General features: G+C 53.6%; 21 protein-coding genes and 2 pseudogenes. 13 read left to right on the top strand and 10 right to left on the bottom strand.

The genetic code is table 11. From position 1 onward, the window contains the following. Nucleotides 1-67: 67 nt before the first annotated feature. The 3 genes from CPH80_RS20480 to CPH80_RS21790 all read right to left on the bottom strand — a co-directional run bounded on the left by CPH80_RS20480 (nucleotide 68) and on the right by CPH80_RS21790 (nucleotide 3,581). Nucleotides 68-985 (bottom strand): hypothetical protein, encoded by a 918-nt coding sequence (locus tag CPH80_RS20480; RefSeq protein WP_172898574.1) that lies wholly within the window; start codon nucleotides 983-985, stop codon nucleotides 68-70. Between the two features lie 223 nt (nucleotides 986-1,208). Then, nucleotides 1,209-2,776 (bottom strand): IS3 family transposase gene (locus CPH80_RS20475; RefSeq protein WP_227520279.1). Its coding sequence is split into 2 segments (ribosomal slippage): nucleotides 1,209-2,288 and nucleotides 2,291-2,776, totalling 1,566 coding nucleotides; the frame shifts between segments, so codons are not numbered across the junction. Between the two features lie 58 nt (nucleotides 2,777-2,834). Next, nucleotides 2,835-3,581, bottom strand: a complete 747-nt coding sequence (locus CPH80_RS21790; protein ID WP_143752942.1) for an IS1 family transposase — start codon at nucleotides 3,579-3,581, stop codon at nucleotides 2,835-2,837. A 78-nt stretch (nucleotides 3,582-3,659) separates the two neighbouring features. Between CPH80_RS21790 and CPH80_RS20470 the strand changes: the two genes are divergently transcribed. After that, nucleotides 3,660-4,616, top strand: coding sequence for an IS1595 family transposase (locus CPH80_RS20470; protein WP_096280971.1), 957 nt, complete (start codon nucleotides 3,660-3,662; stop codon nucleotides 4,614-4,616). 161 nt (nucleotides 4,617-4,777) lie between these two features. Here CPH80_RS20470 and CPH80_RS20465 read toward each other — a convergent pair whose 3' ends face one another. Further along, entirely contained in the window at nucleotides 4,778-5,434 is a 657-nt protein-coding gene (locus CPH80_RS20465; protein ID WP_096281834.1) for an OmpA family protein, read from the bottom strand. An 81-nt stretch (nucleotides 5,435-5,515) separates the two neighbouring features. Beyond that, nucleotides 5,516-6,532, bottom strand: a complete 1,017-nt coding sequence (locus tag CPH80_RS20460; protein WP_096280969.1) for an alpha/beta hydrolase — start codon at nucleotides 6,530-6,532, stop codon at nucleotides 5,516-5,518. Nucleotides 6,533-6,611: 79 nt separating this feature from the next. On the opposite strand from CPH80_RS20460, the gene CPH80_RS20455 reads away from it, so the two are divergent. After that, a complete protein-coding gene (locus CPH80_RS20455; RefSeq protein WP_096280967.1) occupies nucleotides 6,612-7,505 on the top strand; it encodes an alpha/beta hydrolase in 894 nt (297 codons plus the stop codon). On the opposite strand, the gene CPH80_RS20450 is transcribed toward CPH80_RS20455, so the two are convergent. The 4 genes from CPH80_RS20450 to CPH80_RS20435 all read right to left on the bottom strand — a co-directional run bounded on the left by CPH80_RS20450 (nucleotide 7,483) and on the right by CPH80_RS20435 (nucleotide 10,858). Beyond that, nucleotides 7,483-7,737 (bottom strand): GIY-YIG nuclease family protein, encoded by a 255-nt coding sequence (locus tag CPH80_RS20450; protein WP_096281832.1) that lies wholly within the window; start codon nucleotides 7,735-7,737, stop codon nucleotides 7,483-7,485. The genes CPH80_RS20455 and CPH80_RS20450 overlap by 23 nt on opposite strands. A gap of 13 nt (nucleotides 7,738-7,750) precedes the next feature. Next, the gene (locus tag CPH80_RS20445) at nucleotides 7,751-8,659 is read right to left on the bottom strand and encodes a DMT family transporter (protein WP_096280965.1); all 909 of its coding nucleotides are present in this window, start codon (nucleotides 8,657-8,659) and stop codon (nucleotides 7,751-7,753) included. A gap of 358 nt (nucleotides 8,660-9,017) precedes the next feature. Next, nucleotides 9,018-9,893 carry a pirin family protein gene (locus CPH80_RS20440; protein WP_096280963.1) on the bottom strand — a complete coding sequence of 292 codons (876 nt, stop codon included), beginning with the start codon at nucleotides 9,891-9,893 and terminating at the stop codon, nucleotides 9,018-9,020. After that, nucleotides 9,890-10,858, bottom strand: coding sequence for a glutathione S-transferase family protein (locus tag CPH80_RS20435; protein ID WP_096280961.1), 969 nt, complete (start codon nucleotides 10,856-10,858; stop codon nucleotides 9,890-9,892). The genes CPH80_RS20440 and CPH80_RS20435 overlap by 4 nt, the downstream gene beginning before the upstream one ends. Before the next feature lie 202 nt (nucleotides 10,859-11,060). Here CPH80_RS20435 and CPH80_RS20430 point away from each other — a divergent pair, with 202 nt between their 5' ends. From CPH80_RS20430 to CPH80_RS20410, 6 genes and pseudogenes are all read left to right on the top strand, one after another. Continuing rightward, a complete protein-coding gene (locus CPH80_RS20430) occupies nucleotides 11,061-11,957 on the top strand; it encodes a LysR family transcriptional regulator (protein WP_096280960.1) in 897 nt (298 codons plus the stop codon). 214 nt (nucleotides 11,958-12,171) lie between these two features. Next, nucleotides 12,172-12,771, top strand: a pseudogene (locus CPH80_RS23455) (CHASE domain-containing protein); the annotation flags it as partial. A gap of 419 nt (nucleotides 12,772-13,190) precedes the next feature. Further along, the gene (locus tag CPH80_RS23450; protein ID WP_096280956.1) at nucleotides 13,191-13,490 is read left to right on the top strand and encodes a PAS domain-containing protein; all 300 of its coding nucleotides are present in this window, start codon (nucleotides 13,191-13,193) and stop codon (nucleotides 13,488-13,490) included. Next, nucleotides 13,418-13,783, top strand: a pseudogene (locus CPH80_RS23445) (PAS domain S-box protein); the annotation flags it as partial. The gene CPH80_RS23450 and the pseudogene CPH80_RS23445, both read left to right, overlap by 73 nt. Nucleotides 13,784-13,815: 32 nt before the next feature. Further along, nucleotides 13,816-14,169 (top strand): GGDEF domain-containing protein, encoded by a 354-nt coding sequence (locus CPH80_RS23440; protein ID WP_227520537.1) that lies wholly within the window; start codon nucleotides 13,816-13,818, stop codon nucleotides 14,167-14,169. Between the two features lie 191 nt (nucleotides 14,170-14,360). Continuing rightward, entirely contained in the window at nucleotides 14,361-16,937 is a 2,577-nt protein-coding gene (locus CPH80_RS20410; protein WP_096280952.1) for an EAL domain-containing protein, read from the top strand. 64 nt (nucleotides 16,938-17,001) lie between these two features. On the opposite strand, the gene CPH80_RS20405 is transcribed toward CPH80_RS20410, so the two are convergent. Continuing rightward, a complete protein-coding gene (locus CPH80_RS20405) occupies nucleotides 17,002-17,841 on the bottom strand; it encodes a 23S rRNA (adenine(2030)-N(6))-methyltransferase RlmJ (protein ID WP_096280950.1) in 840 nt (279 codons plus the stop codon). Between the two features lie 183 nt (nucleotides 17,842-18,024). On the opposite strand from CPH80_RS20405, the gene CPH80_RS20400 reads away from it, so the two are divergent. From CPH80_RS20400 to CPH80_RS20380, 5 genes are read left to right on the top strand one after another with little or no spacing between them, the layout of a single operon-like run. Continuing rightward, on the top strand, nucleotides 18,025-19,323 hold the full coding sequence (locus CPH80_RS20400) for an imelysin family protein (RefSeq protein WP_096280948.1): 1,299 nt from the start codon (nucleotides 18,025-18,027) through the stop codon (nucleotides 19,321-19,323). Between the two features lie 33 nt (nucleotides 19,324-19,356). Further along, nucleotides 19,357-20,754: a di-heme oxidoredictase family protein gene (locus CPH80_RS20395; protein ID WP_096280946.1), complete on the top strand. Its 1,398-nt coding sequence runs from the start codon at nucleotides 19,357-19,359 to the stop codon at nucleotides 20,752-20,754. Between the two features lie 11 nt (nucleotides 20,755-20,765). Further along, entirely contained in the window at nucleotides 20,766-21,800 is a 1,035-nt protein-coding gene (locus CPH80_RS20390) for an imelysin family protein (protein ID WP_096280944.1), read from the top strand. Between the two features lie 11 nt (nucleotides 21,801-21,811). Beyond that, the gene (locus tag CPH80_RS20385; protein WP_096280942.1) at nucleotides 21,812-22,912 is read left to right on the top strand and encodes a DUF1513 domain-containing protein; all 1,101 of its coding nucleotides are present in this window, start codon (nucleotides 21,812-21,814) and stop codon (nucleotides 22,910-22,912) included. Continuing rightward, complete coding sequence (locus tag CPH80_RS20380) at nucleotides 22,905-24,242, top strand: MFS transporter (protein WP_096280940.1); 1,338 nt, start codon at nucleotides 22,905-22,907, stop codon at nucleotides 24,240-24,242. Before CPH80_RS20385 ends, CPH80_RS20380 begins: the two co-directional genes overlap by 8 nt. Nucleotides 24,243-24,252: the final 10 nt, after the last annotated feature.

Raw genomic sequence — 24,252 nt, 5'->3', positions numbered from 1 at the left:
ACGTTTTGGCATCCCTGCTTCCCAACGAAAAAAGCCTGAGCTTTTGGCTTGAATTAGCCGGTCAACTCTATCCAGCATATCGATTGTAATAAATGATTTTCTCGACAGTAACTGGGGCTTTTGCAAGCCCCAGTTTCATGGCGGGTGTGTCCTTTTTCTTTGATCTTGTGCAGTAGTTGTAATGAATCCTGAATATGTCACCCACTATGGTGTACATCTCAGGGTTATATGCAGAGTATCCGTGCCAGATACGCCCCATCCCGGTGCCTGACTGGAATGGCCTTTCAAAGTACATAGACATCCTGCGGATATTCATAAAAAAGCGATCTACTGGAGCTAGGGTCACCATGCGGTAGAGGTTGGCCTGGTGCAGAATGTCGTACCTAGACACATTCGTCACCGCAGCCACCATTTTCTCCGGCTCTGCCTTGGACACCCATGGATGCTCAATCCAAAACTCAGGCGAGTTCGGAACCTTAATGGGTTTCTTTAAACGCTCCGCGATAATTCCGTTAGTTACATCCATTAGGATTTTGAAGGTCAGCTGTTTGACTGGGGTTCCTGACATTTTGGAAACCATGCGTTTGAAATTTGCTACCAGCTTTTCTTTCTCATCATTTGTTTTATTTTTCGAAGCCCTAACTAAGAACCCATCGGATCGGCCTTCTCCAATTTCCTCACGAAACGCAGAAATATAGGCCGTCTTCATCCCGCTATCCAGATCCAGAAAGAAGCGAGTTTTCCCTGTGCTCCTGAAAAACCGTTTCAGTAAAAAGAAGTGAGCCAGCATGGTGTATTCGTTATGAACCAAGGCACCGCGATTAGGAAGACTTTTTGTTTGATCGATGTTCTCCGACGAATCGGGAACATTAGAGCTTTTTTCGATCAGAGCTCTGATCTGAATTTCATCTCTAAGATTTCCGGCATATGGTAACTTCTCTCTAGGTAAGCGATTCTTTACAGCGTCATTGAACTCCTCGCTCAACCAGACTCTAGCGTGTTTTCGGTGGTGTTTTGGTCTTTCGTGATCACCACTATCAACTGAGTCCCGCTCTGCCAAACTGGAGTCCACAGAGCCATCGTAATTAAAGTTGAAAGCGAAAACGTAGCCTGAGTTCAAGCATGCCGTGGCAATTCCGTAGAGGTCGCAATTCCTTTTGTCACCTCGTTGACGGTGATTTGCAACCCAGTTGTCCATATAGCTGCGTTTAAGCAGCCTGTTTATTGCGCTCAATTTCCTGCAATTTTCCAGGGTTGAGGGATACGGCTCCGGCGACTGCCCAGTTTCGAGTATCACCAGACCAACGCCTAGGATTCAGACTCTTTGCTCGTTCATAAACCGCTTCACGTTTGGCTAACAACTCTGCATCAACACCCTGGTGCCGTTGTGCGGGCGTCACGAAGTTGATGCCGCTGTGCAGGTGCTCTTCGTTGTAAGCCTGCTCGAACAACAGCATCCATTTGCGCACCGCCGTTAGTGATGAAAAGCCCTTGGCTGGCCATTTTGGACAGTACTTTAGCGTCTTGAACAACGACTCTGAGTAAGGGTTGTCGTTGCTTACTCTGGGTCGGCTGTGAGACATCAGCATACCCAGGTCTGCCAGCCGCGCTTTCAGCGTGTAGGACGTCATCGGCGCGCCGTTATCTGAGTGCAGCACCGGTGGGTTTTGCCAACATCTCTCGCGTAACAGAGCTCGATCAATGAGCTTTTTGGCAAGCTCGCCAGACTCTGATTCGTGGATTTCCCACGCCACGATTTTGCGACTGTAGATGTCCATGATCAGGTACAGATACCAGTGCTGACCGCGCACCTCTGAGGGGCAATAGCTGATGTCCCAGCTCCACACCTGGTTCGGGCCTGTGGCGGTAAAGCTGGTGGGCTCAGGGACCTTGCGCGGCGGTTTCATGCGGCCCCGATGATTCACTTGCTGGTACTTTTTGAGCACTCGGTAGAATGAGGACTCAGAGGCCAGGTAAAGCCCTTTATCAGCCAGTCGAGGCACGATCTGGGACGGTGGCAAGCTCTGGTACTCCCGTTCATTGCAGGTGTCTAGAATGGCCGCTTCTTCAGCGTGAGTGAGCTGGTGTGGCTGCACAACGCGCTCCGCTTGCGGGCGTTGATCTTCCGCTACAGCGCCATTAGCCTGTCGCCAGCGCTTCAACGTGCGCTGACTCAGCTCCATCAAGTCGGCCGCCTTGTACCGGGCTGCGCCACTGGCGACAGCTTCGTCATAGTCGTTTAAAAGCCTTGTACGTTCGGTCAGCGGTGTTAACTGTCCTCGCTGTCCGGGTCCTCGCCGTACAAGGCTTCGAGCTTTTTTGACAGCACCAACAATGAGGTCGTTTCTGCCAGAACCCGATCCTTACGGCGCACTTCCGCTTGCAGCTTCTTGATGGTCTTACGGGCATCACGCTGCTGCTTCTGAGCGGCTTTCCCTTGCCCTTCTTGCAGACCGGCACCGTGTAGGCAGGCGTCTTTCCAGCGTTGTACCTGCTCGGGATACAGACCTTTCTGGCGGCAATACGCACTCAGTTCAGCTTCGGACATAGACGCCGTTTCGATCACGACGGCTAACTTGGCATCAGGAGACCCATCGTCTCCAGCATTACGATAACCCGGCACAGGCACCCCTTGTTGTCGACACTGTTTTAACCAATTGTACAGAGTCACTTCGGATATGCCTTCCTTTGCGGCCACCGACACCACACTGCGGTTCTGCGGAGGTAACAACTTCTTCAACACGGCCGCTTTACGTTCCTCGGAATAACGTGGCATGACTACTCTCATACCGCCCAATCTGACATGAATTCAGGCGAAATCGCCAACTGGACATCTAGGCTGGCAGAGGGGGTTGAGTCCAGTTGGTCATCAGAACTTGACGGTCTGTTGAAAGATAAAATCGCTCAAAAACTCTGCTCTCAAGTCTTCTCTCTCGCTCAGAAACAAACGATAAACACTGGCGATGAATAAATCTGATTTTGTCGTAAACCGTTTTTTCTGAAATATCCAAAACATCAGCAATACGGTTGATCGGTTGTTTGTTGACCAGGAGCTTGAATAGTAACCTGTTTAAATGAGGCTTGGAGTGCTTGCGAGCCTTCGGTTTACCACAAAAACTCTTCCGACAGTGAAGGCAAATATACCTTTGGTTTCCGCTAGTCGTTTTGCCATTCTTTTTGACGGAAATAGGCTTTTTATCCATATTGCTTGAGCATTTTGAGTTTGGGCAGATAATTGATTTTGGATCTAGGTGGCTCGATATCCTACTAAGCTCTTCGTGGACAGCCTGATTACTCTTTAGAGCGGTTGATACAGCATTAACATCTTCACCCAGAGCTTTTTTCTTGGAGCAAATCTCACAAATCAGAGATGCCTTGGCTTTACCCCTTCCAGATAGACGATAGGATCCGCCGCCTCTCTGGAAGGCTTCAGGAAAACCCCCTTCACATCCATCAATATTTTTGATCGGACTAAGCGTTAAAAAATTCTCACACGTCGGATTTCGACATCCATTGACTTGAATACCTTCGAACGGGAAGGGAATGCGGGGCGGTTTATTCTGGAAAGATTTCTTTCCCATAAAAAGAAGCGCCTATACTGTCTGTATATGGCGCTGTTGTGCTTATCTGTTGGTGGTCTACACTTACTCCATACCTGAATGTATTTGGAGGCTACCGTGCAGCACGATGATTTCAACGACCTTCTACGCCGCGTTCCTGACTTCACCACCCCACAGTTGAAAAGGCTACGGCATCATATTGAAAAACGCGTCAAACTGGATGCTGTTTACGAGACGCTGACGGCCAGTGAAGAGGCGGTTACCCAGTGCCCTTATTGCCAGTCCAAGATGTTTATTCGCTGGGGATCATCCGGGAATGAGCGCCAGCGCTACCGCTGTAAACGTTGCGCAAAGACCTTCAACGCGCTGGTGGGTAGCCCGCTGTACCGCATGCGTAAAGAAGAGCTCTGGCTAGAGTATGTGGAAACGATGCGCTATGGCCTATCCCTACGCAAAGCGGCCAAGGTGACCGGTGTCAGCCTACGCACGGCCTTTCGCTGGCGTCATGCCTTTCTAAGCAGTCCCAGAGATCATAAGGCTACGTCGTTGTCCGGCATCATCGAGGCCGACGAGACATTCCTGCCGGAGTCCTTCAAGGGAAAAAAGACGATGCCTCGGCCAGCCCGTAAACGTGGGGGCGGTAAGGTGACTCTGGTGCCCATCGCATTGGCGCTGGATCGCTCCGGACACATTACCCACCATGTTCTAGAGCACGACACTAAGGAGGAAATTATCGCAGCCTTGGCCCCAGTGATCCGCGAGAACTCCGTCTTGTGCACAGATGGCAACCTTTCCTATGTAGAAATGGTGAAGACGTTTGACCATCTTGAGCATAAGCGATTGATTGCGAAGGATAACAGCCGGGTTGTTGAGGGTGTTTACCACATCCAGACCCTGAACAATTTTACCCAACGCTGGAAGGGTTGGCTTAAGCGCTTCCACGGTGTCGGAACGGCCCACGTGGACAATTACCTGGCGTGGTTCCGCTTTATGGATGAAAGGGAGGAGTTTCAAGATGTTGCTTGGGTTCGGGGGGCGATTCCCAGTTTGGAATAGCCTACCAACATGTAAGCACAACAGCGCCCTGTATATACAGTAGTATAGGCGCTTCTAGCGGTTTTGTCAGTAACCTCAGCCACACTTAAGGTGAATGGCTTGGCACGCAGCTCCGGTTTTTTTATGCCCGGACAAAGCCGGGACTTCAGATTAGTTTCAACCTACTTCGTAGGGATCAACGTAAGCTCAACACGACGATTCTGCTCACGGCCACCCGCGTTATCGTTAGAAGCGATAGGATAACGCTCGCCGTATCCCACTGCACGGGTGCGCTTAGGCTCAATACCCTGATTAAGCAGGAAGTCCCGCACGGTGCCCGCACGGCGCTCACTCAGCAACTGGTTATAGTTATCAGCGCCGGAACTGTCTGTATGACCCTCGATCTGAATCGCGGTTTTTTCGAACTCTTTCACCACCAACGACACCGATTCTAAGGTCTCTGTGAAACCCGGGCGAATTGATGTTTGATCCAACTCGAACGTGATGTTCCCAGGCATGACGAGTTCTATTTCATCCCCGTTACGAACAACCCGGACACCTGTACCCTTCAGCTTATGTCTCAGCTGGGCTTCTTGCCGATCCATATAATAGCCAATGCCGCCACCAACGGCTGCACCGCCTGCCGCACCGATCAGTGCGCCTTTACCACGGTCACTTTTGCTTGAGGTTGCAGCGCCTATGGCTGCACCACTGATAGCGCCGACAATGCTGCCCTTCGTGGCACTCGAGGTTTTCTCTTCATCGGTGTATGGGTCATACGTCATACAACCGGCAAGGCCCATGGTCGTCACTGTTAATGCAAGCATCGTTTTCTTCACAGAGTTCTCCTGTGGCTGGTTTTTCTGCATACGCCTTTCAAGCTTCGAGCCTTCAATCTCTCTGGCCACCTCATCATGGCTTCAGGAGTTTTCAGGTGCGTCTGCTGTTGAATGTTCAAAGGTGTCAATAATCGAGTTAAACACGGTAGCTTGTAAATCTTTAGCTTCGTTCACCAGATGGTGTCGGCCGTCGGCGATTCTTACTTCCTTTACCGACGCAAACTTGTTGCGGATAATTCTCAAATTGTGCTGCCAGTCTACTGTCTGGTCTTTTTCGCCCTGAACAACCGTGATCGGGAAGTTAACTGGCCGTGCAGATTCAATGTGCGGAATCCATGTGCGCAGCGCGCTTACCCAATCCACGTGAACGGCTCTTGCCTGCAGCGGATCGTGCTCGCGCAGGAAGCGCAAAAAGCGGGTGTTGCCGCTGTTTGCTGAAAACACTCGTTGCCACCGGTTAATAAACGGTTTTGCCGCAGTGTGCAAAACCTTGGCACCAAGCCAGCCTGCAGGTCGCACCAGAGGCGCCAGCAACACCACTTTACGAAACTCCGATGTCTCTAGGGAGTGGTGATTCGACAGCAGGTAGTCGATCAATATGCCGCCCCCTGTACTCTGGCCAACCGCAAACCATGGCCCGCGAATTTTGTCACGGACATGGGCCATAACCTCTGACAATACCCCCTGGTATTCCAGGAAGCTGCCAATGGCCGCCGGTGTCCCGCTAGAAAGCCCATGGCCCGGCTGGTCATACGCCACCACATCAAAACCGGCTGCAAGGCAGCGATCAATCAACTGACTGTACAAGCCCACATGATCAAAATAGCCGTGTAGAATGAATACGGTGCCGCGCTGCCCACGAGATTCCGGCAGCCGGAAATAATGTACCATGACATCGTGCCGAACTGCCGTTACATAGCCCTGATGGTAAGCAACTTCCGGGTGCTCCACCCAGAGATCAAGGCCATAAAAATGGCAGTAAGCCACCATCTCTTCGCTAAGCTCTTCCCGCCCTTCCGGGTCAAAAGGCTCAAGCCTGTCCAGCAGGGATTTACGATCCCAATTCGGTATTTCTATGGTATCTGTTTTCCAGTACACGTAGAGTTAAACGCCTGTCATGGATAGATAATACGAATGTTGATGCACAATCCTAACCCATAGCGGGGGCATAACACAGATGTTGCAACATCTTCTTGAGACCGGGCTGCGCCAAACCATGAATCGTCTAGTCAAGCCGGCACTTCATCCGGCAATACCGGTTTCAGTTCAGCGCGCATTGATAAGCCAAGCCTACCGGAGCTCTGTTCCTCCCCGTGGCTGCCGATTCCAAAAAGACACACTGGCAAACATGCCGGTTATCAGGAGCTCGTTCGGCCAAGCCTCGCGCGGCGCAGTGCTGTATCTGCACGGCGGCGGGTACATCATCGGCTCCGCTGCTACCCACAAAGGCCTTACCGGGCATATAGCTAAGGCAAGCCGGTGCATGGTAGTTGCGCCAGATTACCGTCTCGCTCCAGAGCACCCTTTCCCGGCCGCACTGGACGACGCAGAAGCCGCCTGGCTGGCACTGATCAACGAAGGTTTTTCTCCTGGGCAAATTGCCATCGCCGGTGATTCTGCCGGAGGTGGCCTGGCCATTGCGCTGGCTATGCGCTTGCGTGACAGCAATCAGCCACTGCCTGCTTCCCTTACGGTTTTTTCGCCCTGGGTGGATCTGACTCAGGAAGCTCTGTATTCACCAACCTGCGAGCCCGTACTACAAGCTCGCTGGACAACGAAAGCTGCAACACTTTACGCCGGTCAGGAATCCCTACGCAATCCCCTGCTTTCACCGGTGTTCGGGAACTTCCAGGGCTTGCCACCGCTGCTGATTCAAGTGGGAAGCCAAGAAATCCTGCTAAACGATGCGGAACGACTTGCGAGTGCGGCCCGCATGGCCGGCGTAACCACGCAGCTTGAGGTGTTCAACAGTCTTTGGCACGTATTTCAGGTTCATAGTGGCCAGCTAGACAGAGCCACCGCAGCGGTAAACACTGCAGGCGAGCATATCAAAGAACATCTGGCAGACTGAGCGTGCCCAACACAAGCGCCTCTTTGCGCTGCCTTGGCCACTGTTTAATATGCCACTCCAGCTTTGATGCCCGGCTGCGGTCACCTGCTGGCGAATGGAACACCAGCTCCAGCGGGCCCTTGCCCCTCAGGCTTCGCGCTCCCTTAGGGGCGCCGGCTTGATGCTCAACAAAGCGACGGGATACATCCGTGGTAATACCGGTATAAAGCGCGCCACTGGCGGTACGAACCATGTATACAAACCAATCACTGGCCACCCGCTAGCCCCCGCTCACGCTCCTTTGTCTTTTTCTGTTGTAACCAAAGCCCCATCATAATCAGCACCAGGCCGATATAGGTCGATGGCAGAATCTGCTCGCCAAGAATAAAATAGATGAATACGAGTGACAGGAACGGCGAAATAAAAATCAGGTTGCTCACTCTGGAGGTATTTTCCGCCTTTTTCATGGCATAAGACCAGAGCACAAAGGCTATGCCCATCTCAAACACACCTACGTAGACAGCCGCCACCAACGAACCCGTTACCGGCAGTGCTAACCCCTCTGTCCACCAGCAGATCAGCACGATCACCGGAAGGCCAAACAGAAAATTGAGAAACAGCCCAACCACCGGGTCCCGGGTGTCGCGGGTAGCAATGATCCAGTAGGAGGCCCACACCAGCGTGCTGCCAATGGCCAGCGCGACGCCCAGAGGGTCCGAAAAACTCAGCGTAGTAACGGCGCCCCGGGTAGCAATTACCACCACCCCGGCGTAACACACCAACCCGGCCAGAATATCCAGCTTGCGCAAACGGTGTCCCAAAAAGGGCACCGACAGGTAAGCCAGAACCAGCGCCCAAGTATAATTTAACGGTTGAGCCTCTTGGGCTGGTAGCCGATCAAAAGCGCCGAAAAGTAGAAAGTAGTAGAGGCAGGGGTTTATAAGGCCCATACCAAACGATTGAACGTATTGCTTTCTTTGCAGTGAAAACACTAAATGCCAGCGTTTTTGCAATACCAGGATGATTGCCATAACCAACACAGAGGCGATGCAGGCAACCAACAACATTTGCACGGGCGCGAGGTCTGCCAGAGCCAGCTTGAAGGCCGTTGCCACCGTGGACCAGAGCAGAACGGTGCCCAGCCCATACATCATGGCTGTTTTCTGATCTTTCATTACGGCTCCCCCGGCTGTTCTCGCACACTGCTGCTTTCAGAGTGTGGCTCATCACGGCTTTAAGCAGCGGAACCACAATACTCAACACGAGAGTTAATTGTATGGATCCGATAACTTGGCCCGCGTTTCTCAGGGAAGGTTTCATTCTGTCGCCAACGACATAATTGCCACACTCTTTTGCCACATGTGACATTTCGCCACAACCCTCATTACTCCGGATTAACTATAATAAAACGCAACTCACTGTTTTTTAAATTAAAATGTTGAATTTTTAGAAGCGAGGACTCCAGCAGCTACTCAAACCCTGCGGTGGCGGGCACCCAGAAACACAACTATACCGACGCTAAGTTGAAGAAATTCATCGCGGGGTTTGTTCTTTGTGAGCTTTTCTACCGGACGTTAATCGGTTTAGAAACTGCGGGTTGCTAAAGTCTTTCAATGCCTGCTCAATTTCCTCGGGTGTATTCATCACAAAAGGCCCGTATTGCACCATGGGCTCTTCAATAGCGCGGCCGCTCAGTACTAGTATATCCGCGCCCAAGGGGCTGGCCTGCAGTTGCAACGTGCTGCCTTTGGCGTAGACGCCCAGCTGCCGCGCTTCGATCAAATCTGTCGCGCCTTTGTAGACATACACCAGTGCAGGGTTATCGGCATTGAAAGACAACCCAACGGTTTCATTGCCAGCCAGGTGCGCATCGACAAAAACAGGCTGGGTTGAACTCTCTGGCAGCGGGCCTCGCCGTGAATGTTGGTTGATGGTCACGTTACCTGCGATAACGCGAACCATCCCGCCGGTCGATAGCCGCTGTTCGGATACATCCGCGCTAGCAATTTCCTGATAGGCAGCGGGCTTCATTTTCTCAGCGCCGGGCAAATTCAGCCAGATTTGAAAGCCGTGCAACAGGCCGTGTTCCTGCTCGGGCATTTCCGAGTGAAGTACGCCTGCGCCAGCGGTCATCCACTGCACATCACCAGCACTAATAACGCCTTCATTGCCCATGTGGTCGCGGTGGCGCATGCGCCCGGCCTTCATGTAAGTAATGGTTTCAAAGCCGCGATGAGGGTGTTCAGGAAAACCGCCAATATAGTCCGCAGCGTCGTCGGAGTTAATTTCATCAATCATCAGAAAAGGGTTGAGTACCTGATGCAGACGCTGACCCGCAAGGCGGTGAATTTTGACTCCGTCACCATCCTGGGCAGGGCGAGCGGTTATAACTTGAAGCAATTCTCTCATGGGTTTTCTCCAAGCCCTTCTCGGCCATGGGCCGCGGTAAAATCCTGTGCTGGGCCCACGGGAATTATCCCGGTGGGATTGATCATCAGGTGGCTCCCGTAATAGTGCGTTTTGATATGCTCAAAGCTGACGGTGTCAGCGACGCCAGGTATCTGGTATAGCTCGCGCACATACCCACTAATCGCCGGATAATCGGCCAGCAACTGACGGTTGGTTTTAAAGTGGCCGAAATACACCGCATCGAAACGAATCAAGGTGGTAAATAAACGCCAATCCGCTTCCGTCAACTGCCCGCCCGCCAGATAGCGCTGCTGGACTAACAAGCTCTCGACCCAATCCAACGAATCGAACACGCTGTGGTAGGCCTTTTCATAGGCTTCTTGGGTAGTGGCGAAACCGGCTCGATAAACGCCGTTGTTGATGGTGTCGTAGATACGGTCATTCAGGGCGTTGATCCGCTCGTGTAACGTATCAGGGTAGTAATCTGCGGTGTTGCCCGTTAAATGATTAAACGCCGTATTGAACATACGGATAATCTCTGAAGACTCATTGCTGACAATGGTCTGTGTTTGCTTGTCCCATAAAGCCGGCACCGTAACGCGGCCCTCATAGCCAGAATCCGCCCTTAAATACAGTTGATACAAAAAGTCCAACCCGTATAGCGGGTCATTCATTTCCCAGCCATTTTCCAGCATCACCGGGTCGACCACGGTGACGTCAATATAATCTTGCAACTGCTTTATCTGGCGAAAAATCAGTGCGCGGTGTGCCCAAGGGCAAGCCAGTGACACATACAAATGGTAGCGGTCTTTCTCGGCTTTAAAGCCGGGTTCCCCGTTTGGGCCGGCTTTGCCATCGGGTGTCAGCCAATTTCTGAAGCGACTGTCCTGACGGCGAAATTCACCACCGCTATTGTCGGTGTCGTACCACTGGTCAACCCATTCACCCTTTTGTAATAAGCCCATTATGCAACTCCTCGAGATTCATTAGCCAAAACTTCGGTATCAGAATGTCATCCAGCCTGCTGTGCGCCTAGGCCATAGCCGCAAAAAATAGCTAAACGGTTTTTAAAGCAATGAGGTCATTGTAACGATTAAAAAAATATCAATAAGAGTTATTATTTGTTCAGAATGTTCTAAATATCAGAACAATCATTCTGGAGGCGTAATGGCAAAGAACCCGATTACAATAGAGGTTCTGGAAACACTGGATGCCATAGACCGGCGCGGAAGTTTTGCGAAAGCGGCTGAAGAGCTGAACAAAGCGACGTCGGCCGTTTCCTATGGGGTGCAAAAACTGGAGGAGCAGCTGGGCATTGCTCTATTCCAGCGGCAGGGGCGCCGTTCGGTATTAACGTCTGCTGGGCGACTGATATTGCTCGAGGGGAGGGAAATACTTCAAACCACCGCGCGACTGGCGAACAAGGCAAAGGAAGTGGCCACGGGCTGGGAGCCACGCATTAGCATCGCTGTAGAGTCACTGCAGTTCTACCCGGCCTTTTTTGGCGTGTTGGGCGAATTTCTCAAGACCCATCCCACGGTTGAATTTGATGTCTGTGAGTCGGTGCTGAATGGCGGGTGGGAGGCTCTTGAGCAAGGCCGGGTAGATTTGATTGTCGGCTCACCTGGGCCAGTCCCGCTGCAAAAAGGTTACCGGGCGGTTTCATTGACGCGTGCTGAACTGATGCCAGTTGTTGCCTCTCACCATGAGCTGGCGAGCATAGCGGCTAACACGGAGGCTTTACAGGGGCGCTTGCCGGAAGTCGGGAGGGTTATTACGCATGATACGTCCGTCGTTGATATTACCCGAAGCGCAGGTCTAAGCAGCGACGGTAAACATTTCTACGTGCAAAACATAGACCAGAAAGTTGAGGCGATAGTGGCAGGAATAGGCGTAGGCCATCTACCGCGACAGCGTATTCAAAACCAACTCAACAGTGGCGAGCTTGTAGAGCTGGCATTAAATGAGAGCTCTGTTTTCGAGCATTATCTCGCGTGGAAGATCAGTCACAAAGGCAAGGGGTTGAAGTTGCTAACCCAAAAATTGTCGGCCGTATTTGGTTAGATGTTAATATGTAGAGAACCGGTTTTTGCAAGAAGCTACAGGAACTCAATAGCCCGAAAATGGCTTCGCGTTGCGCGCAGACCAGCATTAACCATTGCCGTGCTTGTGACGGGTCTGTTGCTGTCAATGCTGGCATGGCAAAACGCGATTGACGTGGTTACTGCGGAAGATCAGGAGCGCTTTCAGCAATAGCCTGGAGCTAACCCAAGAGCGGATGGAAACTTATGGGCAAGTTCTCAGAGGCTTGAAAGGGATGTTCGCCGCGTCAGAAAATATCAGTAGGCGTGAGTTCCAAGCCTATATGGGAGAGCTTGATCTGGAGCAAAATTATCCAGGAATCCTTGGCCTCGCATTCGCTCTTAACATTGCCCCGGATGAACTCGAACGGCACATAGCTAACATCCGGGCTGAAGGTTTCCCACAGTATACCCTGTCGCCCGACGGTGATCGGGAGCAGTATACGGCCATCCTATTTATCGAACCATTCAGCGGAAATAATTTGAAGGCTTTCGGGTTCTACATGTATTCCGAATCGGTCAGACGAGAAGCGATGGATAGAGCACGACTTAATAGTGAACTAGCGCTTTCAGGCAAGGTGAGCCTGGTGCAGGATGTCGGTCGTGGCCCTATCGCTGGTGTATTGCTGTACCTGCCTGTCTACCAGAGAGACGTCAATCAAACTGCAGATGATACAGGTGATTTTCTGGGCTGGGTTTATGCGCCTTTCAGTATGGACATACTGATGGAAGGTATTCAGCTGGATGAATCGCTGGTTGGTTTGGGCATTTATGATGGCGCCTCCGTCAGCGCAGAGGCGCAGCTGTATTCATCGAGGGGAAACCTTCAACAATCCACCGGATTGCCCTTTTGGCGAACCGAGCAGCTTGTGATTGCCCAACGACCCTGGACAATTGTGTTTTCGGCAGACAGCAGTTTCGTCCAAGCGCATGACAACACTGAGCCGGAGGTTGTGTTGCTTGTCGGCGGGTTGTTTACAGTTCTGATGGCGTTGTTTGTCTGGTCTTTGTCCTCCGCCAAAGAGCGTGCTGAAACTAAAGCAGCGGCAATGAACCGGGAGTTGTCTGAGGCAGAGTTCAGATGGAAGGCAGCATTGTCCGGCGCGGGACACGGCGTATGGGATTGGAACAACCTGACCAACGCAGTGACTTTCGACACTAAATGGAAATCCATTCTGGGATATGCCGATGATGAAATCGAGAATAATTTTTCAGAATGGCAACGTTTGGTACACCCCTTGACCTGGAGCGTGCCGAAGCGGCAATCAGTGACTTCGTCGCTGGTAAGACCAAGACTTATGGCCTGGAACACAGGCTTAAAACCCGCGACGGACAGTGGATGTGGATTGTTACCAAAGGGGATATTGTTAGCTGGACTGACGATGGTCGAGCTGCCCGCACCATAGGCACTCATACTGACATAAGCCCTCAGAAAATCTGGAGTTGGCGCTTATCGAAAGCGATCAACGGTTCAGAGGAGCATTTGAAACCGCAGCAATGGGTATGGCTCTTATAGGGTTGGGCGGCGAGTGGATTGAAGTCAATGAGGCTGTGCTGAACATGCTGCAGTACTCGGAGGAAGAACTTTTAAAGCTGACGTTCCAGGATATTACCCATCCGAAGGATCTCAGCCTGGATCTGGAGCATTTAACAGCGCTCACGGCCGGGAAAATACGAAGCTACCAGATGGAGAAGCGCTATTTCCGCAAGGATGGCTCTGTTATCTGGATCAACCTCAGTGTTTCCATGGTGACAGACATCAATGGGAATCCGGCCCACTATGTCTCGCAGATTGAGAACATCACCGAGCGTAAGGAGCTTCACTCGATCACTTCAAGAAGATCAACGACCGCCATGGTCATAGGGGAGGAGACGAAGTACTCAAAGTATTTGTCACTCTGGTACAAAAGACTTTGCGTCCAAGCGATCTGGCTGGGCGCATCGGCGGTGAGGAGTTTGCACTTATCCTGCCTGACACTTCGCTCGAAGGCGCCACGATGGTGGCGGAACGACTACGGCAGCTCACCGAAAGCGAAGTTGTTGCGTTTGCCGGGACTCACATACGGTTCACGGCGAGCCTCGGTGTTGCACAGTACGGTTCCGACGGAGATACCTATGAATCCGTAATCGAAGCTGCAGACAGCCGCATGTATCGCGCAAAGCAGGCAGGACGAAACCAAGTCATCGCTCGGTGAGATCCGTGTTATCCAGCAGGTACGATTACTCGCAGTCGTACCCCCAAAATATTTGATCTCCATTAACTTTAGTTGGCTAGGTTTTATGGAGAAACGTAATATAAATTGTGCCGACCGGCTCGGGATTGCTCTGGAGATTTTGCGTTAAGCGCTTACCGCAGAGAGCCCCACCTCTGAACGGAGTACGCATTATGAGCGACATTGAATTTTCTTTGCTGGAAGCGCAGCAGAAAATCCATGAGCTGATTGCACAACAACACCCGCTGGAACAGACCCTGGACGCGATAGCCAGCTGGGTAAGCAGCATGATGCCCGGCGCGCTGGTTTCCATCATGCGCTTTCATTCGGACACCAACAGCCTAAGCCTGATTCCCACCAGCCGGTTTTCAGACGATTTTTTCCGGGCCATGCAGGGTATTCCGGTGTCTGAGACTACGGGTACCTGCGCTGCGGCGGCTTGCACCAAACAACTGGTTATTACTAACAGCATTCAGAAAGATCCCCACTGGGACGGTTACCACGAGATCGCTGAGGCTGAAGGGGTTCACGCCTGCTGGTCTATGCCGATTCTAACCCCCAGTGGAGAGCTCCTGGGCACCTTCGCCACCTACTATCACACTCCGGCCACCCCGACTGCGGAAGCTCAGCGCGATCTTATTCGAGGCGCCTCACTGGCTTCCTTGGCTATTCTCCGCCAACGAGATGCGGACGACCTTCTGGTTCTCTCCCAGTGGCACCAGACCCTGTTCGATAACCACCCGGATGGCGTGTACACGCTTGATCTCAAAGGATACTTCCAGAGCTGTAACGCGGCGGTGAGTCGCCTCACCGGTTATACGGCAGATCTCGCACATGGCCAGCACTTCAATGTCTTTGTTGAACCCGATTATCGCGCACTAACTGAAGCGGCGTTCGAAAAAGCCCGAAGCGGTGAAGCTATCACCTACGAAACTATGGGGCGTCACGCATCCGGGCACACCTATTTTTTGGAGGTCACCAACTTTCCGGTCACCATCCAGGGTGAGATTGTTGGCGTCTACGGTAGCTGCCGGGACATCACTAATCGCAAAGATCAGGATGCGGAACTGCGGCTGCTTAAGCGGGGCATTGAGGCAAGTCCCAACGGTATACTCATGGCGGACGCGCGCAGCCCGGATATGCCGGTGGTCTATGCCAACCCGGCGTTCGCAGAAATAACTGGTTATTCCCATAATGACCTCATCGGACGCAACTGTCGCTTTCTTCAGGGGGAAGACACGGCCCCGGAAGCCATCGAAGCCATACGGCACGGGCTGCGTCATCAAACCGAGGTCAACGTTGAACTGATTAACTATCGAAAGGACGGCACGCCTTTCTGGAACCATCTGCGGATAAGCCCCGTGTCTGATAATGACAGCACCTGCACTCACTTCATCGGTATCCAGCAGGATATTACCCACCAAAAGGAGCAGGAAGCTCAGATCGCCCACCAGGCAACCCATGACCGGCTTACGGGCTTTCCTAACGAGGCCTCGTTTAAGGAGAAGCTGCGTGTCGCTCTAACGACGGGTGGTGGGCGCGAATCGTTGGTCGCCATGTGTCTGGGCTTGGACGGGTTCAAGTCCATTAATAGAGAACTCGGGCATCTTGTGGGCGACCAGATACTCATGACCATTGGCCGGCGCCTGACTGATCTCGTTGGGCCTGAGGCGACCGTTGCTCGGCTGGACGGGGATGAGTTTGGCCTGTTGATACCCGACTACACTCACTGGAACGAGGTCATCGAGCTGGCTGAGCGCATATTGGTAAACCTTGCACAGCCAATCGGTGTGGATGGCCGGATGATTCACATCAGTGTCAGTATCGGCATAGCCTGTAACAGCACGCCTGCGGACACTCCCCATGAACTGCTTCAGTTTGCCGGCCTCGCTCTAGAGCAGGCCAAGCGACAGGGCAGAAACACTTGGCAACGGTACAGCAGTCATAAAACCGAGCGCAGCCAGAACAGCGTTAACCTGAGGCATGATCTTCACGCAGCGCTGAATGAAAGCCAGTTTGAAATCTATTACCAGCCCTTGGTAGACGCGGTCACCGGGCGCATGCGCAGTGTTGAAGCTTTGGTGCGGTGGCATCACCCGACCCGGGGGATGGTCGCCCCCGGTGAATTCATTCCATTGGCTGAGCAGACCGGCCAGATCATACCCCTGGGCCTCTGGATACTCAGGCAGGCCTGCACAGAAATGGCGGGATTCAATGCCCACCGAGAACGGGCGCTGCGGGTTGCCGTCAACATATCATCCCTGCAGTTTGTTCGTGACGGCTTTCTGGACGACGTTCGCCAGGTGCTCAAAGAAACCGGCATTCCGCCACAATTGTTGGAGTTTGAAGTCACCGAAAGCGTCTTTCTGGACGGTACAAAGCCCGTTATTGAACTGATGGAAACCCTGAAAACCCTGGGTGTGCGCGTGGCCTTAGATGATTTTGGGACGGGTTATTCCAGCCTGAGTTATCTTCGGGACCTACCCACTCACAAAGTGAAACTTGATCGCAGCTTTGTGGAGAAAACCACAACAGATCGCTCGATTGCCGCCATCGTTCAGGGCGTGATCACCATGGCCCACCATATGGATCTGATCGTGGTCGCGGAAGGGATAGAAACCCGGGAGCAGCAGGAAGACCTGGCCCGCCGGGGCTGCGATATCCTGCAGGGGTACCTGTTTGCCCGGCCAATGCCCCTGGCCGAGTTGAAAAAGCTGCCTGACCTCTTGCCGGTGAACCCCGCGCCGTGAGTTCCGAGAAAGGCGGCGCCACCAGGAAGACAAGGATTGACCTCTTGCTCGTTGGCTTTAGTCTTCATTCTGGTATCAGCCATCCGTGTTCGTGGGAAAGGCCTAGGGCCTGCTCTCCGACAATATCCTTAATCATGGCAGCAAAGCGATCATCAAACCCCCATGGCGGATTGACCACCAACATGCCAGAACCAGTCATGCCTCGCTCCGGAGGCGTTTTCAGGTGAACTTCGCTATACCACACCTTGCGCAGCGGGCTGTCTTTGAGGGCCTGTTTCAGTGTGGTTTGCAAACCACTGGCAAGGATAGGATACCAAACAAGATAAACCCCGTGGCGGCACTTCTGCCATGCCTTTTGCAAGGTCTTTGCCACATCAGAATACTCTGATTTGATCTCGTAGGAGGGATCAATCAGCGCCATTAATCTGGGCTGCGCAGGTGGCAGCTGCCTTAATAGCCCCTTTAGCCCATCTTCGTGCATAACCCGCACCCTCTGCTCTGCGGCCCAACCGGCAAGTTGGTCACTTTCTGTGGGGTGTAATTCAAAAGCCGTCAACGAGTCGCCCTGGCGCAGGAACTGACGAAACCAGGCGGGAGAACCAGGATAAACGGTCAGCCGGCCCTCACCTGCGTTGAAGCGCGACAGCACCTGCATAACCGACTGCCAGTCGTCGGAATGTAAACCACTCCGGCAAGCCCAAAGCTTTTGCACGCCTGCATCCGCTTCTGCAGTTTTTCGGGCCCGCTCACTCTTGAGATCGTAAATCGCACTACCCGCGTGAGTATCAAAGCAGGCAATGGCCGACGGCTTCGCCTGCATCATAGACATAGCAAGCGTTAACGCCGCGTGCTTCTGAACATCAGCGAAGTTCCCTGCGTGGAAAGCATGGAGGTAACTCAGCATAAATTGGCTCCCTAGCAACAGGAGCCATTAGGCCCGAGCGGGTGCTGCCAGTGCAAGGGACACCCTGAAAAGGCCTCTGACTCAAAGCCAAAACGTTCTTGCGTTGTGGCGTTTTAGTCAACATAATTGCGAACGCTAATGCATCCTATTACCATAACCGTTCGCAGAAACCCGGAGTTCTCAATGAAAGCAACGTTTCGACCGGCCTCTTTGGCACTCACTATCGCCGCCGTCATGAGCGCTGGCTGTGCCAACACCACTCCGTCAGATTCAGAAAATACCCAGCCTGCTACCAAAGCGTCGGTTGTAGAGCACTACGCTAACCTGGCCCATGCCGGTTATGAGGATGCACTGATTACTGCCAAGGCCCTGAATGAGGCTACCGACCAACTGCTCGCCAACCCAACAGAAGCCAACATGGCGGCTGCTAAAGAAGCCTGGCTTGCTGCTCGCGTGCCCTATCAGCAAACCGAAGTGTTCCGTTTTGGTAATGCGGTTGTGGACGACTGGGAAGGTCAGTTGAATGCTTGGCCGCTAGATGAAGGCCTGATCGATTACGTGCAAACAGACGACTACCAATATGAATTGGGCAACGCGGGCGCCACCGCCAACATCGTTGGCAGCAAAAGCGTCAACGTTGGCGGCGAAACTCTTGATGTCACCAACCTGACACCCGAGTTGCTTGCCGGCCTGAATGAAATCGGTGGTTCAGAATCAAACGTGGCCACCGGCTACCATGCGGTTGAGTTCCTGCTCTGGGGTCAGGATCTGCATGGTTTTGAGTTGGGCAACGGTGAGCGCCCAGTTACCGATTACGTAGCCGGCGCCAACTGCACCCATGGCAATTGCGACCGCCGTGCGGACTACCTAGACGCAGTCACTGACCTTCTGGTGTCTGATCTGGAATGGATGGTAGACCAGTGGGCAGCGGATAACTCTGACAACTACCTCAGCCAACTTTTGAAGGCCAGTGCTGACGAAGCCGTTCAAAAAATGCTGTTCGGCATGGGCTCCCTATCGCTTGGCGAGCTGGCCGGCGAGCGCATGAAAGTGGCTCTGGAAGCCAACTCATACGAAGACGAGCACGACTGCTTCAGTGACAACACCCACAACTCCCACTACTACAACGGCCAGGGTATTCAGAACGTCTATACCGGTAACTATCGCCGCGTAGATAGCAGCCTGGTATCTGGCCCGTCGTTGTCTGATCTTGTAGCGCAGAGCAATCCCGAGCTGGATGCCCGCCTGAATGCGCAACTGAAGGCATCCATGAAAGCTCTAGGCACGATGAAGAGCAAGGCAGAGTCAAGCCAGAACCCCATGCCGTTTGATGTGATGATTGCACCGGGCAACGCCCAGGGCGCAAGCATCGTGAATGGCGCAATTATGGCACTGGTTGAGCAAACAGGCTCTATCGAACAGGCAGCCCGCCAACTGGGCCTTGAAGCCCTGTCACCGGACGATGCCGGCCACTCTTTCTGATCGCAGTGAGGAACAATGACCAGAAAACAAATAATGATAGCGCTGCTACCGTTGCTGTGCGGCATCAGCCTGTCGGTTTACGCCAGTACCCACGCAGGCTTCCCGCTGCAGGACACACCTAACACCGGCGGTGATGGCACCGTTGAGCAGCCAGACACCAACGCCTACTCGCTGCCCCAGGGCAACCTTTCGATGACAAAGCGCCTGGATTTCAGCGTTGGCAACAGCTTCTTCCGCAACCCATGGGTTGAAGCACCGGCCAGCACCGCTGCGCGGGACGGTTTAGGCCCACTGTTCAATACCAACTCGTGTCAGGGCTGCCACATTAAAGACGGCCGTGGGCACCCGCCCAGTGCTGTTGAGCGGCCAGTATCACTGTTCCTGCGTTTGGCCGTTCCGGCGGACCCAGACGCTGACGCGGAGATTCTGCGCACCCACGGGTTCAAACCTGCACCTGTGTACGGCAGCCAGCTACAGACAGCCGCCCTGCCCGCAGCCAAGCCAGAAGCCGACTTGAGGTTAACGTGGGAAGCAGTCACTAAAACCTATGCAGACGGCACTCAGGTCGAGTTGCGCAAGCCTGTATACAGCATCGAGAACCCGAACTACGGCCCCCTGCCCGATGACCTTCTTATTTCGCCTCGAGTAGCACCACCCATGATTGGAGTGGGCCTGCTGGAAACAATCCCGATTGCCGACCTCGAAGCGCTGGTTGATCCTCAAGACACAGACAATGATGGTATTTCCGGCAAGCTCAACCAGGTTTGGGACATGGCAACCAAGCAAACAGTACCCGGCCGTTTTGGCTGGAAAGCCGCAGAGCCAAACGTGCACCAGCAAAGCATGGGCGCGTTTGCGGGGGATATGGGGCTAACATCCAGCCTGCACCCCTCCACCGACTGCACCCCGGAACAGGAATGCGAGCGGTTTGCGGAAGGCGGCGAGCCAGAAGTGAGCGACAAGATTGCAAACTTTGTGACCTTCTATTCTAAAAGCCTGGCCGTTCCGGCGCGGCGCGATATGAATGCTCCGTCGGTGCAACAAGGCGCCCGACTCTTTAACGAAACCGGTTGTGCCGCCTGCCATACACCCAAGCACATCACGGGAACCGACGAGGAGCGTCCAGACTTGAGCAAGCAGACGATTTGGCCCTATACAGATCTGCTGTTGCACGATATGGGGCCGGCCCTTGCCGATGGCCGCGACGAGTTTCTTGCCAATGGCAACGAATGGCGCACAGCACCGCTTTGGGGCATTGGCCTAGCGCAAACAGTTAACCCGCAAGCCGGCTTTTTGCACGACGGCCGAGCACGCTCTCTGGAAGAAGCCATACTCTGGCACGGCGGCGAAGCAGCCCCGGCGGTGGCACGCTTCAGCCAGTTCAGTGCCGACAAGCGCCGGGCCCTGCTCGATTTTCTGAACTCACTTTAGCGGAACCCTATATGCAGCGACTGACACTTTATATCTGCCTAGCCTCATCACTCGCAGCTTCCCCTTCGATGGCGGCTGATATTAACAACGCTGACTATCGAGCGCAGTGGCACACTGACATTCACACGGGTTATCAGAACCTCGCCACCCAAGGCCAAGCACTGGCAGACCAAGCAGAGATCTATTGCAAAGCGCCCTCGGCAGAAGGGCTTGAGCAGACAAAACAAGCCTGGCTGGATGCATTTCTTGCCTGGCAGCAGGTTCGTTATGTGGATTTTGGCCCAGTAGAACAGGAGAACCGCGCTTGGCAGTTCCAGTTCTGGCCAGACCCCAAAAACCTAATAGCCCGCAAAGCCACGTATCTGCTTCAAGATGAGGCGGCAATAACCCCTGAAAAAATAGACGAATCCGGCGTGGCAGTTCAGGGTTTCCCGATGGTGGAATACCTGTTGTACGACCAGGCATTCAGCGAAGGCAGCAGAGCCCTGCCGGCTGATCGTAGTTGCCAGCTATTGGTTGGCGTCTCCAACCACATCGCTGATAACGGCGAAGCCCTAGCCAATGACTGGGGCGATTTTAAAAACAGCTACGTGGACAATGATCAGTACACGGATACCACCATCCGTGCGGCAATGGCCGGGTTGGAACTTCTTGAAGAACGTCGACTTGCCCAGCCCATGGGGTTACGTGGTACCGGCAAACGCTCGGTATACAGTGCGGATGCTTGGCGCAGCGGCGCCAGCCTGAGCTCAGCGAACGCAACGGTGCAGGGAATTCAGCAGCAATTCCTACCTACTTTCTCTAAGCTACTCAACGATCGCGGACATGCTGATCTTGCGGAGCGTATTGAAGAACAGGCTGAGGAAGCGCTAGCCAAATTTCCCGAGCTAGACCGCCCAATGGCGCCGCTACTGGCTGACGACAGCGAGTTCAGAATGCTGCAAAGCCTTTATGTGCATATCTCTCAGCTGACAGCGTTAGTGAATGATCGGGCAGCCGTTGAGCTGGGTGTGGTGCGTGGTTTTAATTCCAGCGATGGAGATTGAGGACAGGGCCCATGCCTGAACTGACTCGCAGAAGCCTCATCAAAGCGGCACTCGCCGGTAGTGCGGCGGTCACGCTCACCGGTTGCAGCATGCTGCCCCGCAAAGCCAGCAGCCATGGCCCGCAGCAGTATACGGGCGCCATTGGCTTGCCAGATGGCAGCTTTGCCGTGGGCGCCATCGCGCCAGACGGCAACATGCTCTGGCAGTCGCCGGTAAACACTCGCTGCCACAGTGGCTGTAACCGCCCGGGAACCGCCGAAGTGTTGTTTTTTGAGCGCCGACCTGGCTGGGCGTTCTACGTGCTCAATAGTAAAACGGGTAAGCGACTGCACCGTATTGAAGCTGCGGAAGGCGAGCACTTTGTAGGTCACGGCGTATTTTCCCTAGATGGGCGGTTTCTTTATGCCACGGCTAGCCGCTACGAACCCGGGGAAGGCATAGTGGCTGTGTACGACAGCCATCATAACTATCAGCGGGTAAACACCTTTGAGCTAAACGGCGTAGGCCCGCACCAGCTCACCCTGCACCCGGATGGCCGAACGCTGATCGTCGGATTGGGCGGCATCCTGACCCACCCGGATTACGATCGCATCAAACTTAATCTAGATACCATGAAGCCCGCATTGGTTCTGGTGGACAGGCTCTCTGGTGAGACCCTTGGCCGGTTCCGGCCATCCCACCACCAACTCAGTACCCGGCATGTGGATGCAGCGCCAGACGGTACTATCTATGCTGCCTACCAATACCAGGGGCCGGCCCATGAACTGCCACCGTTAGTAGCGCGCTATCGAAACGGGCGCTATGAAGAGATCGACTTTGGTGAACCAGTGCACCGGGAACTGGGCAACTATATCGCGAGTATTGTCGCGCACCCGGAGAACGATCTAGTTGCGATTGCATCACCCATTGGTGGCACTGCACTGATCTTCGATAGCCGCTCTGGAAAGGTGGTTGAAAAAGCTTCTATAGCCGACTGTGCTGGCGTAGAAGCACTAGCTGGGGGTGACTTTCTGGTTTCATCCGGGCAAGGTAAACTTGTTCGAATGAGCCAAGGCAAACCGACAACCGAGATTGCCAGCATGTCAGTACAGTGGGATCACCATCTTGTCTGAAAAACATACTAATGCACAAACCGGAACGCTCGAACGCTCTGCTGACCGGCTATACAGCCTGATTGCGAACGAGGAAGACGCCCGGGTTTGCAAGGATATCCCGCCGGAAGCCTGCCATGCGGTGCCACGCAATTTCTTTCTGATTCTGGCAGCCAACATACTGACCAAACTGGGCGATCTTCTGATCAGCCCGAAAACGGTTCTGGCGTGGCTGATGACCGCGATAGGCGCACCAACGCTGGTAGCTTGGCTCGTTCCCATCCGGGAATCCGGCTCCATGGTGCCACAGATGATGATCGCCGCCTGGGTTCGTCGCAAACCCGTGCGCAAGTGGTTCTGGATTCTGGGTAGTTTTGGTCAGGCGGTAAGCGTTGTGGCCATGGCGGCCTCTGTCTGGTTTCTTGAAGGCTACACCGCAGGTGGCGGCATCATCGGCGCGCTGATTCTGTTTTCCCTGTCACGGGGTTTCTGCTCCGTGGCCATGAAAGACGTGCAAGGCAAATGCGTTCCGAAAACCCGCCGGGGCAGGCTCTCTGGCCTCGCCGCCACCATCGGCGGCACCGCCACTGTTATCCTGACGGTGTTACTGTTCTGGGAGCGAGGTGACCCGACTCTTGCTTTTTACAGCCTCGTATTTCTACTGGCGGCCGCACTTTGGGTTATTGCAGGGTTCCTGTTTGCGGGCGTGAAGGAGCACGAAGGTGAAACCGGCGGTGGTGGCAATGCCATCAATGAAGCCTTCAAAAGCCTATCGTTGCTGCGCGACGACGCGCCTTTTCGTCATTTTGTTATTACTCGCGCACTACTGCTATGCTCGGCTCTCGCCTCTCCGTACTTTGTGGTGCTGGCGCAGAAAGAATCGGATACGGCTTTAATGCTTGGTGTGTTTCTTTTGGCTAGTAGTCTAGCGAGCTCCGTATCCGCCAGTTTCTGGGGCTGGATGGCTGATTCGTCGAGCCGCCGGGTAATGATTCGCGGCGCAGCTATCGCCAGCGCGGTGTGCTTGGCTGTTGGTCTTACTGCCATGTTTGCTGGCACAGGCTTAGGCAACGGCTGGTTTTATCCTCTGGCTTTCTTTGTGCTTAGCATTGCCCATGCGGGTGTAAGGCTGGGCCGAAAAACCTATCTGGTGGATATGGCGGGAGGGAACAAACGCACAGACTATACGGCCGTCAGCAACACCGTCATCGGCTTCTTACTGCTTGCTACGGGCGGCTTCACTGCGCTGATCTCACTGATATCAGACGCCGCTGTTATTCTGGTGCTCGGGCTGATGGGGCTAGCCGGAACCTTTAGTGCCCTTCGATTAAAAGAGGTGACCGACGACTGACACGCCAGCC

Source organism: Marinobacter sp. LV10R510-11A (assembly GCF_900215155.1).
Classification (GTDB): domain Bacteria; phylum Pseudomonadota; class Gammaproteobacteria; order Pseudomonadales; family Oleiphilaceae; genus Marinobacter.
The sequence above is the reverse complement of the archived record's forward strand: the minus strand, read 5'-3'. Positions and strand labels throughout refer to the sequence as shown.

Bases quoted from the DNA above. Each gene is read 5' to 3' on its own strand.
- CPH80_RS21790 (WP_143752942.1), bottom strand. From the start codon at position 3,581: ATGGGAAAGAAATCTTTCCAGAATAAACCGCCCCGCATTCCCTTCCCG.
- CPH80_RS20470 (WP_096280971.1), top strand. From the start codon at position 3,660: ATGTATTTGGAGGCTACCGTGCAGCACGATGATTTCAACGACCTTCTA.
- CPH80_RS20455 (WP_096280967.1), top strand. From the start codon at position 6,612: ATGTTGCAACATCTTCTTGAGACCGGGCTGCGCCAAACCATGAATCGT.
- CPH80_RS20450 (WP_096281832.1), bottom strand. From the start codon at position 7,737: ATGGTTCGTACCGCCAGTGGCGCGCTTTATACCGGTATTACCACGGAT.
- CPH80_RS20445 (WP_096280965.1), bottom strand. From the start codon at position 8,659: ATGAAAGATCAGAAAACAGCCATGATGTATGGGCTGGGCACCGTTCTG.
- CPH80_RS20440 (WP_096280963.1), bottom strand. From the start codon at position 9,893: ATGAGAGAATTGCTTCAAGTTATAACCGCTCGCCCTGCCCAGGATGGT.
- CPH80_RS20435 (WP_096280961.1), bottom strand. From the start codon at position 10,858: ATGGGCTTATTACAAAAGGGTGAATGGGTTGACCAGTGGTACGACACC.
- CPH80_RS20430 (WP_096280960.1), top strand. From the start codon at position 11,061: ATGGCAAAGAACCCGATTACAATAGAGGTTCTGGAAACACTGGATGCC.
- CPH80_RS23450 (WP_096280956.1), top strand. From the start codon at position 13,191: ATGGCAACGTTTGGTACACCCCTTGACCTGGAGCGTGCCGAAGCGGCA.
- CPH80_RS20410 (WP_096280952.1), top strand. From the start codon at position 14,361: ATGAGCGACATTGAATTTTCTTTGCTGGAAGCGCAGCAGAAAATCCAT.
- CPH80_RS20405 (WP_096280950.1), bottom strand. From the start codon at position 17,841: ATGCTGAGTTACCTCCATGCTTTCCACGCAGGGAACTTCGCTGATGTT.
- CPH80_RS20400 (WP_096280948.1), top strand. From the start codon at position 18,025: ATGAAAGCAACGTTTCGACCGGCCTCTTTGGCACTCACTATCGCCGCC.
- CPH80_RS20395 (WP_096280946.1), top strand. From the start codon at position 19,357: ATGATAGCGCTGCTACCGTTGCTGTGCGGCATCAGCCTGTCGGTTTAC.
- CPH80_RS20390 (WP_096280944.1), top strand. From the start codon at position 20,766: ATGCAGCGACTGACACTTTATATCTGCCTAGCCTCATCACTCGCAGCT.
- CPH80_RS20385 (WP_096280942.1), top strand. From the start codon at position 21,812: ATGCCTGAACTGACTCGCAGAAGCCTCATCAAAGCGGCACTCGCCGGT.